The 17,765-nt window shown below is 48.3% G+C and carries 20 protein-coding genes; 1 reads left to right on the forward strand and 19 read right to left on the reverse strand.

What is annotated here, in order from left to right:
• Positions 1–2 precede the first annotated feature (2 nt).
• From bshA to ABXR35_RS10480, 5 genes are all read right to left on the reverse strand, one after another.
• Positions 3–1,163: an N-acetyl-alpha-D-glucosaminyl L-malate synthase BshA gene (gene bshA / locus ABXR35_RS10460; RefSeq protein ID WP_367059233.1), complete on the reverse strand. Its 1,161-nt coding sequence runs from the start codon at positions 1,161–1,163 to the stop codon at positions 3–5.
• A gap of 26 nt (positions 1,164–1,189) precedes the next feature.
• Positions 1,190–1,885: a bacillithiol biosynthesis deacetylase BshB1 gene (gene bshB1 / locus ABXR35_RS10465; protein ID WP_367059236.1), complete on the reverse strand. Its 696-nt coding sequence runs from the start codon at positions 1,883–1,885 to the stop codon at positions 1,190–1,192.
• The gene (locus tag ABXR35_RS10470) at positions 1,882–2,310 is read right to left on the reverse strand and encodes a methylglyoxal synthase (RefSeq protein ID WP_367059239.1); all 429 of its coding nucleotides are present in this window, start codon (positions 2,308–2,310) and stop codon (positions 1,882–1,884) included. Before ABXR35_RS10470 ends, bshB1 begins: the two co-directional genes overlap by 4 nt.
• A gap of 64 nt (positions 2,311–2,374) precedes the next feature.
• Positions 2,375–3,178: a 4-hydroxy-tetrahydrodipicolinate reductase gene (dapB, locus tag ABXR35_RS10475; protein ID WP_367059242.1), complete on the reverse strand. Its 804-nt coding sequence runs from the start codon at positions 3,176–3,178 to the stop codon at positions 2,375–2,377.
• Between the two features lie 154 nt (positions 3,179–3,332).
• Positions 3,333–3,692, reverse strand: coding sequence for a nucleotide pyrophosphohydrolase (locus ABXR35_RS10480; RefSeq protein WP_367059245.1), 360 nt, complete (start codon positions 3,690–3,692; stop codon positions 3,333–3,335).
• 361 nt (positions 3,693–4,053) lie between these two features.
• On the opposite strand from ABXR35_RS10480, the gene ABXR35_RS10485 reads away from it, so the two are divergent.
• Entirely contained in the window at positions 4,054–4,929 is an 876-nt protein-coding gene (locus tag ABXR35_RS10485) for a YitT family protein (protein WP_367059248.1), read from the forward strand.
• A gap of 325 nt (positions 4,930–5,254) precedes the next feature.
• Here ABXR35_RS10485 and ABXR35_RS10490 read toward each other — a convergent pair whose 3' ends face one another.
• The 14 genes from ABXR35_RS10490 to trpD form a co-directional block, all read right to left on the reverse strand.
• Entirely contained in the window at positions 5,255–5,914 is a 660-nt protein-coding gene (locus tag ABXR35_RS10490; protein ID WP_367059251.1) for a DUF1405 domain-containing protein, read from the reverse strand.
• Between the two features lie 233 nt (positions 5,915–6,147).
• Positions 6,148–6,387 (reverse strand): IDEAL domain-containing protein, encoded by a 240-nt coding sequence (locus tag ABXR35_RS10495; RefSeq protein WP_367059254.1) that lies wholly within the window; start codon positions 6,385–6,387, stop codon positions 6,148–6,150.
• A 23-nt stretch (positions 6,388–6,410) separates the two neighbouring features.
• Positions 6,411–6,917: a gamma carbonic anhydrase family protein gene (locus ABXR35_RS10500; protein WP_367059257.1), complete on the reverse strand. Its 507-nt coding sequence runs from the start codon at positions 6,915–6,917 to the stop codon at positions 6,411–6,413.
• Positions 6,918–7,158: 241 nt separating this feature from the next.
• Positions 7,159–7,734 (reverse strand): histidine phosphatase family protein, encoded by a 576-nt coding sequence (locus tag ABXR35_RS10505; protein ID WP_367059260.1) that lies wholly within the window; start codon positions 7,732–7,734, stop codon positions 7,159–7,161.
• Positions 7,735–7,782: 48 nt separating this feature from the next.
• Positions 7,783–8,103 carry a hypothetical protein gene (locus ABXR35_RS10510; protein WP_367059263.1) on the reverse strand — a complete coding sequence of 107 codons (321 nt, stop codon included), beginning with the start codon at positions 8,101–8,103 and terminating at the stop codon, positions 7,783–7,785.
• Positions 8,104–8,275: 172 nt separating this feature from the next.
• Positions 8,276–8,902: an anti-sigma factor gene (locus ABXR35_RS10515; RefSeq protein ID WP_367059266.1), complete on the reverse strand. Its 627-nt coding sequence runs from the start codon at positions 8,900–8,902 to the stop codon at positions 8,276–8,278.
• Positions 8,899–9,495 carry an RNA polymerase sigma factor gene (locus ABXR35_RS10520; RefSeq protein WP_367059269.1) on the reverse strand — a complete coding sequence of 199 codons (597 nt, stop codon included), beginning with the start codon at positions 9,493–9,495 and terminating at the stop codon, positions 8,899–8,901. The genes ABXR35_RS10515 and ABXR35_RS10520 overlap by 4 nt, the downstream gene beginning before the upstream one ends.
• Before the next feature lie 954 nt (positions 9,496–10,449).
• Positions 10,450–11,556 carry a prephenate dehydrogenase gene (locus ABXR35_RS10525; RefSeq protein WP_367059272.1) on the reverse strand — a complete coding sequence of 369 codons (1,107 nt, stop codon included), beginning with the start codon at positions 11,554–11,556 and terminating at the stop codon, positions 10,450–10,452.
• Positions 11,557–11,699: 143 nt separating this feature from the next.
• Entirely contained in the window at positions 11,700–12,797 is a 1,098-nt protein-coding gene (hisC, locus tag ABXR35_RS10530; protein ID WP_367059275.1) for a histidinol-phosphate transaminase, read from the reverse strand.
• Positions 12,798–12,918: 121 nt separating this feature from the next.
• Complete coding sequence (trpA, locus tag ABXR35_RS10535) at positions 12,919–13,722, reverse strand: tryptophan synthase subunit alpha (protein ID WP_367061335.1); 804 nt, start codon at positions 13,720–13,722, stop codon at positions 12,919–12,921.
• Positions 13,723–13,748: 26 nt separating this feature from the next.
• Positions 13,749–14,945 (reverse strand): tryptophan synthase subunit beta, encoded by a 1,197-nt coding sequence (trpB, locus tag ABXR35_RS10540; protein WP_367059278.1) that lies wholly within the window; start codon positions 14,943–14,945, stop codon positions 13,749–13,751.
• Positions 14,945–15,871 (reverse strand): phosphoribosylanthranilate isomerase, encoded by a 927-nt coding sequence (locus ABXR35_RS10545; RefSeq protein WP_367059281.1) that lies wholly within the window; start codon positions 15,869–15,871, stop codon positions 14,945–14,947. The genes trpB and ABXR35_RS10545 overlap by 1 nt, the downstream gene beginning before the upstream one ends.
• Complete coding sequence (trpC, locus tag ABXR35_RS10550; protein ID WP_367059284.1) at positions 15,864–16,700, reverse strand: indole-3-glycerol phosphate synthase TrpC; 837 nt, start codon at positions 16,698–16,700, stop codon at positions 15,864–15,866. Before trpC ends, ABXR35_RS10545 begins: the two co-directional genes overlap by 8 nt.
• On the reverse strand, positions 16,690–17,730 hold the full coding sequence (gene trpD / locus ABXR35_RS10555; protein ID WP_367059287.1) for an anthranilate phosphoribosyltransferase: 1,041 nt from the start codon (positions 17,728–17,730) through the stop codon (positions 16,690–16,692). The genes trpC and trpD overlap by 11 nt, the downstream gene beginning before the upstream one ends.
• Between the last annotated feature and the right edge of the window lie 35 nt (positions 17,731–17,765).

Genomic DNA, 17,765 nt, shown 5'->3' on the forward strand with positions numbered 1-17,765 from the left:
TATCAGCCCCGTACCGGAGAAGGCTGCGGCGTTGGACGCCCCAGTACCCGGTAATATATTTGTTCATACTTTTCCATCATAAGATCATTGCCAAATTCTTGGCGTGCGCGTGCAATACAATTGCGACGCATCTGCTCCATCTGATCGTCGTGTTGCAGCAGCTGGATCGCATAATCTGCCATCGCTTCTGTATCGCCGATTTCTGCCAGATAGCCGGTTTCACCGTGGACGACCAGCTCAGGAATGCCACCAGCATGCGAACCGATGGTCGGCACACCGCAAGCCATCGCTTCCAGTGCAACCAGACCGAAGCTTTCCTTTTCCGAAGGCAGCATCAGAATGTCCGCGAGCGAAATCACCTGTGGAATATCGTCCTGCTTGCCGAGAAACTGTACACGCTCCGTCAAGCCCAGCTCCTGAATACGGAATTGGATCTTCGGCAAATCGGGTCCTTCACCGACAAACAGAAGCCGTGAGGGTACCTGCTCATTGATGCGGGCAAACGCCTCTACCACATCACCGACCCGTTTCACTGGGCGGAAGTTGGAGATGTGCATAATGATCCGATCATCACCGAAGCCAAAATCCTCGCATAGCTCTTGCGTTTCGCGCGGATAATATACCCGCTGATCCACAAAGTTATACGTCAGATCGATGTCGCGTGTAATATCGAGCAGCTCACGCGTTTCACGGATCAAATCCTTGGAAACGGCGGTCACAGCATCACTTTCATTAATCGCCAAGCGGATCAGGTCCTTGAGCGATTCGTCCTGCGCTAGCACTGTAATATCGGTGCCATGCAGTGTAGTTACTACTTTGAGATGATCGCCGACCATCTGCTTTGCCAGAAAAGCGCAGACCGCATGCGGCACAGCATAATGCACATGAAGCACATCCAGCTGCTGCATTTTGGCAACCTGTGCCATTTTGTTGGCGAGGGTCAGATCGTACGGCGGATATTTGAAGACATAATAGTCATTGACTTCAACTTCATGGTAAAAAATATTTTTATGAAATGTTCCTAGACGAAAAGGTACGCTATGCGAAATAAAATGCACTTCATGCCCTTTTTCGGCAAGTAGCTTGCCAAGTTCCGTAGCCACGACACCGGAGCCGCCAAGTGAGGGGTAACAAGTGATGCCTATTTTCAGCATCGTGTCCATTAGGGCAATCTCCTTTCAGTCTGCTATTACAGCAGCATATCCGCCACAAACGGCGTTTTAATCACAAAGCTCTCGGCATAAGGAATCAGACTGCGCTGCCCAGCGATGGCATCGCGATACTGTACACGTTCTACATAACCCTGCGTAAGCGGCGTTGCCACCGTATCCACACCCGCCAGACCGAATTGTGATGCATAGCAAGATAGCGCCTGCACCTTACGGTCATACTGGGCAGTCACATCAATGACTACATTTGCCGGAACCGTATCATTAATAAAATAATAATAGATCTGCTCCACCTGCACCGGTGGTAATTCCGGCATATAGCGGCGCAGTTTAGCATTAAATACCGCTTCCTCGACCAATCGGCTGCACCATGTATGATCGGGATGTCGGTCTTCCCAATACGGGGCGAAAATAATCCGCGGCGCACATTTGCGAATCTCCGCCGTAATGGCAGACAACTGCTCCTGTGTACGCTCTAGTCCGCGATCCGGCAGACCCAGATTACTGCGGTACGCCAATCCTAGCACATCCGCCGCAGCAGCCGCTTCCTGCTGGCGCAGCTCGACGGTGCCATTGGATGACATCTCTGCATACGTCAGATCGCAGATGCCGACCTTGAGACCGGCATCGCTATGTTTAATGATCGTGCCTGCCATGCCGATCTCCGCATCGTCGGCATGAGCGCCGAAGACGAGAATATCTAGCTTGTCGCTCATTTCAATTCATCTCCGGCTGGCTTGTATTTATGAGTCAGCTCGCGCCATGCAAAATCGCCACGATCCAGCGCCTTCACCAGAATCTCGGCAGTGGCAATATTGGTCGCCACTGGAATGCCCTGTACATCACAAATGCGCAGCAATGCCGTAATATCTGGCTCATGCGGCTGAGCCATCAGCGGATCACGTAGGAAAATAATCAAATCCAGTTCATTTTGTGCAACCAGTGCACCAATCTGCTGATCGCCACCAAGTGGACCGGACATAAAGCGGTGAATCTTCAATTCCGTCTGCTCCATAATTCGCTTGCCTGTTGTACCTGTGGAATACAGCTGATGACCGTGGAATACATGCTCATAGGCGGTGACAAAGTTAACCATTTCGTCTTTTTTACGATCGTGCGCAACAAAAGCTATCTGGAACATGGTAATCTCCCCTAATCTATAGTCTGTGTATATTCGTTCATGCTTGGTCTATTGTGCAATACACTCAATCTACAAATTGTTCAAATCCGTAGACCATACCGGTATATTCCATCACCTTCTCAATTCCGATCTTCACGCCCGGCATATAACCAGCGCGCTCGTAGGAATCGTGGCGGATTTTCAGCGATTGACCGAATGCACCAAAAATCACTTCCTGCTGTGCGAACACACCCGGCAGACGCACACTATGAATGCGGAAGCCATCATATTCGCCACCTCGTGCACCCGGAATTGTTTCTTTTTCATTCGGATTGCCTTGCTTGAAGGAATCACGTACTTCTTTGACCAGTTCTGCCGTCTTAACCGCTGTACCAGATGGTGCATCCAGCTTGTGATCGCCATGCGTCTCGATAATCTCCAAATGTGGGAAATGCTTGGCAGCCTGCGCAGCAAAGCGCATCATCAGAATCACACCAATCGAGAAGTTAGGGGCGATCAGACCGCCGATATTCGCCTGCTTGCACGCATCGTCCAGCTGTTGAATCTGCTCTGGCGTATAACCAGTTGTGCCCATCACAGGACGCACGCCAGCAGCAATTGCCAAGGACGCATGCTCATATGCAAATTCTGGTGTTGTAAAATCAACCAGCACATCCGCCTGCACCTCGTTCAGCGCCTGCTTCAGATCGGCAACCAGCGCCACACCAGCGTGACCGACGCCTACCATCTCGCCTGCATCCTGTCCGGCATGAGAACGTCCGATGGCAGCTGCCAACTCCAGTCCTTCATCGCCCAGTACCAGCTTCACAACTTCCTTGCCCATGCGTCCACTTGCACCAGCTACAATTACTTTGATCGGTTTGCTCATTATTTCGCTCCTTTATACGATACCCATTTATCGTTGCTGCATTATTCAGCGTGTATGATTTTCCAATAGGAATCCCTAATACCAATTACACTAGGTCTACACTATATGTGATCTTCTATGTGTAGCATATGGATTCATGCTTTCGTTTCTTGCTTTATGTCTGCTCTTGTCCATCTTCCGCTTGCTCATCCTCAATACGTGTCCAGCGGTCTTTGTCGCGGGTATTGAATTTGTGCATAACCTGATTATGCGCTTCTGTCAGATCAATGCCCAACGAATTAGCAAAACAGATCGTAATGAACAAAATGTCGCCCAGTTCCAGTTCAATCGAATTGTCGGCTTCATCGCTTTTTTTCGGCTTTTCGCCATACGAGTGATTCACTTCACGCGCCAGCTCGCCTACTTCCTCCGACATGCGTGCAAGCATCGCCAGTGGAGAAAAGTATCCTTCTTTGAACTGAGAAATGTATGCGTCTACTTCTTTTTGCATATCTGCCATTGATTTCTGTGTCATGATTTCCCTCCATACCTTTCCATTCATTAGATTGTAACATGTATTGGTTTGCTGCCTCATTAACCGTTTTGTATGCTACAGCACAGTTCGTCTTCACATAATACGTACCCAGCAGCATAAACATAACGTCTGCTGCATACGTATGCAGTGCTCGTTCCACGGCGTCTATGCTGCCTATTGCCGAATGTCCAACTTGCCCATATAGTAGGGAATGGAGCATCAGTATCGCTGCCCCACTAAGCTTGGTCAACCTTATGACATCATTCACACAATATATCATTACCATGTTAGCGCAAAGCCTTTTTGAAAACAAATCCTTTTTTGCTCAAAACGACATACTCAATCAATGGAGGGAGTCTATATGCGACAATCCTTTTGGAAACAACTGCGCGTCATGGTGCCAATTCTGTTCGGTGCGGCGATTTATGCGTTTGGTCTACTCTATTTTATAATTCCGAACAAACTAATGGAAGGCGGCGTCACGGGGATCACGATTTTGCTCAATTATGCGTTCGGGATCGCGCCTGCGTTATCTACCCTGCTGCTTAATATTCCGCTGTTCCTAATCGGTCTGAAAATGCTAGGCTGGCGGCAAATGATCTATACTGGCGTGGGGATCGGTTCCTTGTCCTTTTTCTTATGGTTGTTCGAACTGCTGATCAAGCTAGACTGGATTACACCGTTTCGGACAGAAAATGATTACATACTTGCCGTGCTATATGCCGGTGTTACGCTTGGTTTAGGTCTGGGCATTGTATTTCGCTTTGGCGGCACGACTGGCGGCTCGGATATTATTGCTACCATTCTAAATCGTAGCTTCGGTTGGAGTATTGGGCAGATCATGCTAGCGCTCGATATTCTGATCATCGGCTCATCCTTATTTTTCATCTCCAAAGAGCTGGTGCTGTATACGCTTGTCACGGTGTTCATTGCAACCAAGATTATCGACTTTATTCAGGAGGGCGCGTATTCCGGCAAAGCGTTTACGATTATTAGTGACCATGCGGAGGAGATTGCCAATCAGATCATGCTACAGCTGGATCGCGGTGTGACGCTGATTCCAGCAATTGGTGCGTACTCCAAGCAAGCCAAGCATATGGCATACTGCGTCGTATCCAGACAAGAAATCCGACGTGTGCATATGATCGTCAAAGCGATTGATGCACGCGCATTTGTGATCATCAATGAAGTTAACGATGTTCATGGAGAAGGCTTCCGCGAGGAGGTACGGCATTAATATTCCAGCGTAAATCGTTGGTCCTTTCTTATGTAGTGAAGGGCAGTGTATCATTACGCGTTTTGCTTTAATCATGTTATGCTGCCTATGTACGAGCCAAGCACCCCTACTCTGCCTACAGCATATAGGGAACATAGCATATATGGAAAGTAGCATAGACGCAGCAGCCCTTCCATTCTCAATGGTATTTTCAAAACAAAAAAGGCTCTACATGATGATGTAGAGCCTTTTTATCTATTGATTTTGTGATTTCCCAGCTATTGTTTCCCTATTGTCAGCAAACAAGCCTCATTTATCTGAGTGATCCAATGGAAAGTAACCTAGCTTAATTGGCATATCGACGAGATTCATTTTCCAGCCGTTCACGCTTCGCTAGCTTCACTGCCAGCGCTCCGATCAGAGCCGATACCAGCGTTAGTGTCACTGTAAAGTTACGCACCTGATCCAGTCGATTCACTAACTCCTGTGTCAACCACGGATATACGCCTTGCCCGTAATCCATATAATCATTCAGCAGCGTCCAACCTAGCGCCACTAGCAACGATGTCCAGCGGAAAAGGAAAAAGCGTACATACAGCAACGCTTCAATCGCCATCGCTAGATGCGATACGGTGAGCATCCAGTTTTCCCAAACAAGCTCCTGTCCAAGCGCAGCGCCCCAGAAAATCATCACAACCGCCCATACGCCATACTTCACTGACGTTACAACCGCCAGCGCTTCAAACAGCACTCGAATGCCTTTTGCCCAGCCCCTACGCGGCGGATACAGTAAAAAAACTAGTGCCACACTAAAAAACAAACTCGCCGTCGGACTGTCCGGCACAAAGACTACAATCCAAGCTGGCCAATGCTGTAGCGTATACTCCATTTGCAATGCGTACCAGTAATACCCGTAAATCGTCCCCAGCACATTGCAAATCAGCAACAACCACAAAAACCCGCGGCTCGTCAAAACATCCCTACTCCAAAAATAAGAAATCGGCATTCCCCAGTCTCCTTCATCTCGACCCTGCATCATGCAAACCCGCACACCCACAGCCCGATCACATATCCCCTTCATTGTAAAAGTACACACTGCTCTCACGCAAGACTTATATCCAAAGCCATTTTCTCCCTTAGAGCAAAACAGCAAAAAAAAGAAGAAGCCCACCTCTATGTATTCAGGTGGACTTCTATCCTAAAGCATTGTGTATAGTAAATCGCAAGTAAAATATGTTATTAGTGAGATAGCGTTTTGCGTTCATAATGCTCCACTTCTGGAAGTTCGACTTGAATTGCCGGTGTCAGTGAACGCAGTTCATTGGTCCATTGTTGAAAGGCTTGCTCGTCTCGTTCGACAAGAGCACGATCAATCAGTTCATTCAGTTCTTCCACCCGATGTTCGCGAAGGACTTGATCCCATACCATCTCTGCAGCCAGACCCAACATAACTTCGTAGGTTACTTTCATCTTGTACATAGGGCGCACCTCCATCATGCTATTCATGGATTTCTGAACTCTGCTCCTTTGTCGACATAACTTTGTGTCGTTTTGGCCATCCGCTGCAAATCGTCTTCCGTCAGTTCACGAATGACGCGCGCTGGCGAGCCGAGAGCAAGAGTGTAAGGCGGTATTGTTTTGTTCTCCGTCACAATTGAACCTGCACCGATCAGCGAATATTCTCCAATATTCGCCCCATTCAGAAGGATAGCGCCCATACCGATCAGTGAACCTTTACCGATGCGGCAGCCGTGCACAATCGCTGAATGTCCGACAGAAACATCATCTTCGATGATAAGGGGGTGAACTTCATGAACATGACCTACAGCCAGATCCTGAATGTTGCAGCGCTGTCCGATCTGCACGGGTGCGAGATCGCCCCGGAGTACCGCGTTAAACCAGACACTGCTATATTGACCGATGCTGACGTCTCCGATCAGCTTGGCGCCCTCTGCGATAAATGTATCGCTATCAACTTTGGGCCAGAGATTGTGGTAGGGTAGTAACATGTCATCCGCTCCTTATCTGCATTTTAACCAAAATCATTGTAAGCGTATCAACAATTTTGTAAAAAATGAGGACATTTAAATAAAAGAATTGTCATATTTCGCAATTCCGCCCTTATTTTGTCCTATTTTGCTATGATCCATTATCGGCAATATAGCAGCTTAACACGCGATATAAAGGCGTTATGTCGCTTCCATAGCTGCTTACTTCCAATTATAGCCAAATAGCCCGGCAGATGCCAGGCTAATTCAGGTGATCGATATTATTATACAAAATCGTATTCCATTTCTCCGATTCCCACTCCAAAATCGTCAAGGACAGATTGCCAATGCGTCGGCTATGCTTTTCCTGCATAAGCAGAGTAAATAGCTGCGACATCAATCCTCCATGACTAACCACGAGAATATTATTGTTTGGAAATTGCTGACGCGTCGATTCCATAAATTCCATCGCTCGTGTGCCGAGTATATCCAGCTTTTCCTGCCCCAACTCCAATGTCTCCCAATCTGCTCCCCATTGCGCCTCACGTTCTTCCCAAGTGAGCCCCTCAATCTGACCGAAGCCTCGTTCCTTGAGCCGCTCATCCGGTTCCATCAGCGGAATATTCAGTCGCTTGGCAATAATACTCGCTGTCTCATGCGCACGCTGCAAATGGCTAGAAATGATATGATCCCATTGGATCGGTTCTGCTGCCAGTCGTTCAGCAAGCAGCGAAGCTTGTCTGCGTCCCTCTTCATTCAACGGAATATCGCTTTGTCCCTGAATGCGTCCCAGCGCATTCCAATCCGTCAGGCCATGTCGAATCAGTCCGATTTGCATAAGTCGTTACGTCATCCTCTCATTATGTAACATGAAATACCTGCTTACTCAGACAAATGGGTTGCCTGCACGCGTCACTTCCTGATGAATCACCAATGGGTCAGAAATCAGACCGTACTGCTCATCCTCTGGATACGTCACTGCAATCTCCGGCTGCTCTCCAGCAAAATCGCGAATCGCTTCCCAAGACGACCAGACGGTGCACAGAAAAAAGTGTGCATATGTTCCTTGCTGCACGATTTGAATATAAGCACCCAGATTGCCTTTAATACTTTGTGAATGCTCGACACCAGTTTTGTGCAAATGCAGCTCGAATGCTTCCTGCTGTTCTAGCGGCACAATCCCGTGCCATGTTCTTGTAATTGCCAATTCAGCTACCTCCTTGCATGTAGCCAAAAGTATAAACGACGCCCACACAAAAAATCAACCCGCCTCCCTGCATCTATGCAGCAAAACGGGTTAGCAAGCTTCCTAACAGAAACGTTGTCGTATCTAGCGGAATATTCATTTGTCGTCAGATGTCTATTCGTTCCAGACTACTTTATTGAGGCCGAGGACGCGCCAGCAGACGTAGGGATACGAGTGCTAGCAGCATACCGACGACCGACAGAATCATCCAGTACTGCGGATGACTTGGGTCCATCGGAATTACGAGCGGATCAATCAAGCCACGCTCCGATCCGGCAAAATGCAGTGAAGAGTTCATTACCGTAGTTGCATCGCTGGTAGCTACACCAGTTGGCACAATCCCATTCACACGTTCCTGAGCGGCTTCTTTATTAAAGCTGCCGGACATTTCCAGCGTCAAAAATACAAAACTGCACAAGAAGACCGCAATCAAGCCAGCAATCCAGAAGGACAGGCGTCGACGGAACATGCGCGAGATCGGCCCACGCCGAATATCGTTTTGCATGACCCACGGCGTCTCCGCATAGATGCGTTCCATCACATTGCGGTTCACCTGCTCGGCACGCATCGTTAGTTCAGGATCATGCTCCAGCTCGGCAGCTTCCGCCTGAATCCACTCCCTGCTCTCCTGCCAGAGCGCAAACTCGGCAGCACAGTCGGGACATTCACATATATGCTTATCCAGCGCCACACGACGGGGATCGTTCGGCGCTAGATCCCAATAGATTCCGAAAACAAGTTCGGCCTCTCTGCAATTCATTTTGTATTCATCCCTTCGATTGGCTCATCGTAGACCGAATCGTAAAAATACGGCTCTAGCCGTGTTTTCACACTCGCTCTCGCACGAAACAAAAGAGACTTGACGGAGCTAACACTCTGACAGAGGATATCTGCAATTTCCTGATAATCCAACTGGTCATATTCGCGGAGGATCAAAGCGGACCGCTGCTTCTCAGGCAGTTGGTCAATCGCATCCCGTACCATCTGTACGCGCTCGCCACGGAGAACGGCATGTTCTGGAACCATCGTATTCGGAGCTACAGGCGTATAGCCGCTCTCTTCCAGTGGTACATTACCTGCCTTGTGCTTGCGCAGTTCGCTAAGCACCGTATTGCGTGCAATGGTGTACAGCCAGGTGGAGAATGAAGCATCCACCTCACGGAAGGAATGTAGGCTTTTGTATGCCTTATAAAACGTTTCCGAACACAGGTCTTCCGCCATCATTTCCAGATTGGCGCTTTTTAACATATGGTAAATGAATGCCAGGATTTTACGCTGGTAACGGCGCATAAGCTCGGAATACAGCTCTACATCACCGTTCTTTATTTCCTGAATGATCAGGGAATCTGTCATTGAAATGCGACCCTCCTCATTGCTGCCGCCGCATCTTCCAGTTCCTATGTATTCATTAATACCGAACTGGGCGGCAAAAGTTGCGGTTCATGACTGAAAACCCGCACTTTACAGCAATTCACTGATTTTATAAGTAGATGGAGTGCCTGCTGGACAGCCTGCAGGCGGACAAGAGACAATCTTTAAACGTCAATCACGACCTAAACGGAGAGCTTGCATACTTGCAATCTATACAATCAACGGATCATTATCATTAGCACATATAACATCATAAAAGGCAGGCAAAGAAACACAACCTTTATATCATACCTGACTTTTAGACGTAACGCAAAGTCGAAAGGTTGCTGTACATGCCAAAAACGCATTGAAGAAAATGGTAGCAAAAGGGCATTGTAAGGGATTGCAATGTATTGCAGGTGGGCAAGAAACGGATGTTTTTCATTATGTATACACGCAAAAATCGCTGCCGTTCTGTACTACATCCACCGCCGCACTCTCTGCCGGAAGGGTGCTTTATGTAAACACGTCTTTTCTTTATACCATAAAACGATATGCAGTACCAAATTTGGCAGATTCGAGTTATGGGATAGTAGATGATTATAAGTCCAGACAAAAAAAGAAACCGCTAACATTTGTTAGCGGCTGAGTCCCCTATTTCAGAAACTCTAGTTATTGGATAGGAGTGGAGAGAAACCATACTGTAGTTACAGTATACTGTATGCGCTTTCATTTCGTCAACCCCTTTCCGTTATTTTTTTGAAGTTTTTTAATTTTTTTGTATTTTATAAAAAACACCCCCTGTGAGGATGGATTTCCATTTTGGAAATGCCATCACTCATCCAAGAGGTGCATGTTGTCATACAAATTGCAATACAAAGTGAATGACAGAGCTGTATGTTTTATCCATTGTATTGATGCTTATCCAAGCATACTATCTTCCTTATACGGGTAGCATCAGACGCGTGCAAATACACTGTACTGGCTATCCAGCAGCATAGCCTTCGCCTGCTCCATATCGTGCTCATTGCGGAACGACAGACGCATTACGCCCGGTACATCCTCCCGGCTCTCAATAATCTGCACATTGCTAATATTGATGCCACGGTTACCGATCTCGGTCGTAATTTTACCAATAATACCAGGATGATCCGGTACATCGAGATACAGATCGTACAGAGTGGTAATCATGCCCTTGCGACGCTCCGGCAATTCATCGCGGAATGCACCGGCTTGTTCAAACTGCTGTTCAATACCCCGTGCGTCCTGATTTTCCAGCAGCTCCACGAATTCCTGTACACCCTTGTTCCAGTCTTGCAACAAATCCAGTACGATGTGCCGATTGTTCAGCAAAATGTCACGCCAAACGATCGGATCGCTGGAGGCAATACGTGTAATATCACGGAAGCCGCCCGCAGCTAGCATCCGATACAGCGGATTATTTTCATTATAGCCGCGAATCTGATTGACTAGTGCTACGGCAATCACATGCGGTAAATGGCTGATTGCGCCGACAATCTCGTCGTGCAGCACCGGCTCTACTTTTACTACTTGCGCGCGGGTATGCGCAGTCAGCAACTCGGCGAGACGCTCATATGCCGCAGTAGGTACATGCTCCGGTGGTGTCAGTACATAGTAGGCATTTTCAAATAGCAGTGCCGAAGCTGCACCTACGCCGGAGCGTTCAGAGCCTGCCATCGGATGACCACCGATAAAATGCACACCATCACTCAGCTTCAGCTGCTCTGCGCAAGCATTGATCGATGCCTTGGTGCTGCCGACATCAGTAATAATGCAGCCCTTTTTCAACGGTAGGCGGCTTAGTTGTTCTAGATAGCTGTTCAGTAAACTGACAGGTACGCATAGAAAAATAAAGTCCGCATCCAGCGCAGCCTCCTCTACCGAAAGCGTCGCATGATCCACAACCTGTCTTTCCTGAAAGGTATGTATCAATTCGGGCAGGTGCGTGTATCCAGTTATATGCAGTCCCGGCTTGTCTTTAAAGCAAAGCGCTAGCGAACCGCCGATCAGCCCTACACCGAAAATCGCAATGTTTGTCGTCATTAGTATCCCACTCATTCTTTATCGATTGTCTTTCCTGCTGCGTTAAAGCAGCAGAATCTATGATGCTACCAAACAGCCGAAGGTGGCGCCGCGCTGCCGATTGATAGCAGTCGCGGCATGTGCCATTCGTCTGAAGGTTTTCTTTATACCGTTGCCACTTGCTCTTGCAGGGTTTCTTCCAGCGCACGAATAAACGCTTCATTCTCTTCCGGCGTACCGATCGTCACGCGGATATAGGTCGGATACTTCTGGTGACCCGCACGGATAATCACCCCGCGACGTAGCATTCCCTGAAAAATATCCATTGCATTGTGCTTCGTATCCACCATGATAAAATTCGTTTCGCTTGGGAAATAAGGTAGACCCAATCGGTCAAATTCACCCAGCAGTACATCCATACCTTCACGATTTTTGGTACGGCAATCATCAACAAATTGTTGATCCCGAATCGCCTGACGTGCCGCAGCCTGAGCGATACGTGAGGTATTGAATGGCTCACGCACCTGATTGACCAGCTTCACAACATCTGCATTACCGATACCGTAACCGATACGCAGTGCAGCCAGCCCGTAGATTTTGGAAAATGTACGCAAAATGAGCAAATTAGGATAACGATCTAGCAGCTTAATACTTTGCGGATATTGCTCTGCCACGACATACTCATAGTATGCCTCATCCAGCACAACCAGCACATGCTCTGGTACACGATCCATAAAGCTAATCAGCTCATTTTCCGGTACAAAGGTTCCCGTCGGATTGTTCGGATTGCACACCCATACGATCTTGGTCGCTTCGCTAACGGCGGCGATCATGGCATGCAAATCATGCGTACCATCTACTAAAGGTACTTCCACTACTGTTGCGCCTTCGATCTCGGCATTGCTTTTATATACGGAAAAGGTCTGATCCGCCATGATCGTCTCATCGTCCGGCTCCAAAAATGCACGCGCCGTTAGTGAAATGATCTCGTCTGATCCACAACCAAAAATAATCTGATTGGATTGTACGCCCAGATGCTGCGCCAATTCGGCAGTCAACTCCACCGCACCGCCGTCTGGATACAGATACAGCTGGGATAATTCGTCTATGATCGCCTGCTGTACAGATGGCGCAGAACCGTACGGATTTTCATTGGAAGCTAGCTTGATGACTTTTTCCAGTCCAAGCTCGCGTTTCACTTCTTCAATCGGTTTGCCCGGCTGATAAACGGGAATATTCACAATACGGGATTTCGGTTTCACTATGCACAACTCCTTCAAGCATCATCGTTAGGAAACGCCGAAACTCCGGCATACCTGTCTGCCACAGCAGAGATATACACGGAGTACTCAGCATTGCCTGTATATGTGTAATTGGGTAAACTTATTTGCTTCCTTTTAATTCTGCCACAAAATTGCGAATTTGCAACAATCCGTCCGCCTTGCGTGCCGGATCCGTCAGCAGTGGAATCTGTGATTCAATATGACGTACAATCGCACTACCGACAACAACACCATCGCAAAATTGGGAGAATTGCTTGACCTGCTCATGGCTGGAAATGCCGAAGCCAACCGCAACTGGCAAGTCTGTATTTTCCTTCACGCTATTGATGAACTGCTCCACATTATTGTGGAACGATGCACGTTCACCCGTCACGCCTAGCGAAGATACGCAGTATACGAATCCCTGTGCTCCATTTAGAATCGAAGAGATACGCTCATGCGATGTCGGCGCAACTAATGGTACCAAGCTGATACCAGCTTCACGCGAACGTGCTCGCATATCTTCCGACTCCTCCACCGGCAAATCCGGTACGATCATGCCACTGATGTCATAATGACGCATCTGCTCAAAGAATCGCTCCAATCCGTATTGCAAAATGGGATTGTAATACGTAAACAGAATAAACGGCATCTGCACGCCGCGCTCCCGTGCCTGCGAAGCAACCTCAAAGCAGGTATCAATCGTCACTTGATGCGTTAAGGCACGCTGGGAAGCGCGCTGGATCACCGGTCCATCTGCAAGCGGATCAGAATAAGGAACACCCAGCTCCAAAATATTGCAGCCTGCCGCTTCCAGCTCGACGATAATATCAACGGTAATTTGCGGATCGGGATCACCAACGGTCAGAAACGGAATTAACGCCGTTTCGCCCGCTTCCTTCAGCTTAGCAAAGGTAACATCCATCCGGTTCTGACTTTGTCCTGTTACACTCACAGCGATCCCTCCCGCTCATATTTCATAATCGATTCCACGTCTTTGTCGCCGCGACCGGATAGACAAACGACCAGCAGCTGATCTGCTGTCATTTCCTTCGCCAGCTTCACCGTATGAGCAATCGCATGTGCCGATTCCAGTGCAGGAATAATCCCTTCGGTACGGCAAAGCAGCTTGAGTGCATCAATCGCCTCTTGGTCGGTAATCGGTACATATTGAGCGCGTTCAATATCTTTTAGGTACGAATGCTCTGGTCCAACGCCGGGATAATCAAGACCAGCGGATACGGAATGCGCTTCTTGCACCTGACCATACTGATCCTGCAGCAGATAACTCATGGAGCCTTGGAATACACCTTTGGTGCCGAGACTCATCGTTGCAGCATGCAGTGGCGTATCAATCCCGCGCCCCGCAGCCTCTACCCCGATCAGACGAACCTCTGTATCATTAATAAACGGGTAAAACATACCGATCGCATTGCTACCGCCACCAATCGCCGCGACTACCGTATGCGGCAGACGATTTTCCTTTTCCAAAATCTGACGACGTGTCTCGTCGCCGATAACACGTTGGAAGTTACGCACCATCATCGGATACGGATGTGGTCCGACCGCAGAGCCGAGAATATAGAATGTATCTTCTACATTGCTGACCCAGTAGCGCAATGCTTCATTGCCCGCATCCTTGAGCGTACGCGTACCAGACGTAACGGGAACGACTTCCGCACCTAGCATATTCATACGGAATACGTTCAGCTGTTGGCGTTTGATGTCCTCTTCGCCCATGAACACTTTGCATTCTAGCCCCATCAGCGCCGCGACAGTCGCTGTAGCAACACCATGCTGCCCCGCGCCCGTTTCGGCGATGACTTTCTGCTTGCCCATGCGTTTCGCTAGCAGCGCTTGACCAATTGCATTGTTAATCTTGTGCGCACCCGTATGGTTGAGGTCTTCGCGTTTGAGATAGATTTTCGGTCCACCCAGATGTCGAGTCAAGCCTTCCGCATAATACAGCGAAGTCTCGCGACCGGAGTATTCTTTGAGCAGATAATCCACTTCCTGTTGGAATTGTGCATCATCCGCGTATTTACGATACGATTCCTCAAGTTCGATCAGTGCGTTCATCAGCGTTTCTGGTACATAACGTCCACCAAAATCGCCAAATCTTCCTTTTGCATCAGGTAATGTTGTCATTATGATCTCGCCCTCTCCACAAACTGTTTGATTTTATCGATATCCTTAACTCCATCGCTCTCGACTCCGCTCGATACGTCAATGCCTTCCAGCGGATAGCCGTGAACCAGTGTATCTACATTATCTGGATTGAGTCCACCTGCAATCAGCAGCGGAATCCCGCGAGCTGATGTCCAGCGGTGATAAGCTTCAATCTCTTCCCAAGCAAATGTTTTGCCCGATCCACCACCGTACAGCGGATCATGAGTATCAAGTAAAAAGGCGTCTACAACGCCTTCGTAGGGGCTGCATTGTTGGTGAACAGCGGCAGAATCAGATTGATTCTCAACTTTGATGTTGCCTCCTGTATGGTGGAATGGATCTGTATGATTTGTCAGATCTGCATCAGGTTGCGGATCTGCGATTTTTGTATGAACGTCCGTTGGTTTCTGCGAATTCGGCGCTTCCTGCACCTCATTTGCCGGCTTTGTAGATGCTGCTTGTACAGAAATGACTTTAATGACTGGTTTGTGTAACGTCTCCCGTACTTGCCGACAAAATTCAGGCGTTTCCTTGCCATGCAGCTGAATTACGTCCAGCGGCGCTATATCCGTAATATGCACCAGCTCTTCCAATGTCGGGTCTACAAACACGCCGACACTTTTTGGAATCTGTCCCTGCGGCCACTGCTTCAACACATCTATCAGCTGCGCAGCGCGCTCACGGTCAATTTGTCGCTTACTGCGTGCAAAGACAAAGCCGATATAATCGACCGGTAATGGTATCATAGATTTTAGCACTTCAACGCTTTGAAGTCCACAGATTTTTATCTTCACATCTGCGTCGCTTTGGTCATCAACTACCGGTATAGATGCTAAATTAAGATTGTTGTCACGCTGTGGATTGGAACTGAATTGCGGACGAAATGTAATGTCATTTTCAGTCATGGGAAATTCCTGCCTGACCATTTGCTTCAGGCTCTGCTGGTGCCATCAAGTTACGTACAGCTGCTTCAATATCCGGCTGGCGCATAAAGTATTCGCCTACCAGTACTCCCGCTGCGCCCGCTTGCTGTACATATTCAATATCCTCTACCGACATAATGCCACTCTCGCTGATCAATGGCACACCTTCTGGTAACAAACGGATCAATTCTGCTGTCGTTGCCAAGGACGTCACAAAGGTACGCAGATCACGATTATTGACACCGATCAAGCCATGCTCCAATGCCCCCTTGGCATGCAGTACGGTTTCTAGCTCCGCCTGATCGTGTACCTCAATCAGAACATCCAGCCCAAGCGATACCGCCACCTCGATATACCGTTCCAGCTGCTCATCTGTCAAAATAGCGGCAATCAGCAATATCGCATCTGCTCCGATCAGACGTGCTTCATAAATTTGACGCTCATCAATAATAAAATCCTTACGCAGCAATGGAAGTTGGATCGCCGCTCGAATATCGGTCAAATATTGATTATTTCCTTGGAAATATTGAACATCTGTCAGAATCGAAATACAGTCCGCACCTGCTTTTTCATAAGCAGTCGCAATCTGTACAGGTTGAAAATCAGGACGAATCAACCCCTTCGACGGCGATGCCTTTTTCACCTCAGCAATCAGACCGAGACGACGATTCGGTGTTGCTGTCAATGCAGCACGAAATCCACGCGTCGCTGGCAGTTCCGCAATCTTGCGTTCTGCTTCGCCCAATGAAAAATGACGTGCCAGTTCTTCCACTTCTTGTTGCTTAGTAACGACGATTTTATCAAGATACATAACTATGCGCCCCCGTAGTTTGGATTAGTTGCTGCAATTTGCCTGCGGCTACACCAGAATCAATCGCTTGTGCAGCAATCGCTGCTCCTTCTGCTAGCGTATTGGCTTTGCCAGACAAATAAATGCAGGCAGCACTGTTTGCTAGTACGACATCACGATAGGCGCCATGCTCACCATTCAATACACGGCGGATAATATCGGCATTTTGCTGTGCATCGCCGCCCAGCATATGTTCAAGTGGATGTGTATCCAGTCCAAAATCCGCCGGTGTGACTTCATACGTATGCACCTCGCCATCACGAAGCTCGGCAATGCGTGTCGGTGCGGCGATACTGATCTCGTCCAGCCCATCATGACTAGCAACGACCATCGCACGTTCTAAGCCAAGCAGATGCAGCGTTTGAGCAACCGTTTCAATTTTACTGCTATCATATAGACCGATCAGCTGGCGATCTGCACCTGCTGGGTTAGTCAGAGGGCCTAGCATATTAAATACGGTACGCACACCCAGTTCACGGCGAGTGGCTGCCGCATGCTTCATTGAAGGATGGAATACTTGCGCAAACAGGAAACAAATCCCGATCTCATTCAAACAGCTGGCAGCTTGTTCAGCATTCAAACCAATATTCACACCCAATGCTTCCAGCACATCTGCACTGCCTGCTTTACCAGATGCGGAGCGATTGCCATGCTTGGCAACACGCACCGATACGGAAGCCGCGATAATCGCAGATACGGTGGAAATATTAAATTTGTGAATGCCTGATCCGCCTGTGCCGCATGTATCCAGCAGTCCAGCCGATAAGACCGGTACACGTCCGCCACTACGACGCATCGCTTCGGCAAAACCGGTAATTTCCTCCACCGTTTCACCTTTGATCCGCAGTCCAGTGAGCAAGCCGCCAATTTGGGAAGGCGTTGCTGTACCATCCATAATCGTACTCATGACTTCGTATGCTTGCTGACGCGACAGATGCTGACCTTGAATAACGTCACCAATTGCCTGCTGTATGATTTCTCCTGTTTGCATCCCATTGTCCTCCCCTAAGTGTTGATTTCTATGAT

This window comes from Paenibacillus sp. JQZ6Y-1, assembly GCF_040719145.1.
Taxonomy (GTDB): Bacteria; Bacillota; Bacilli; order Paenibacillales; family Paenibacillaceae; genus Saccharibacillus; species Saccharibacillus kandeliae.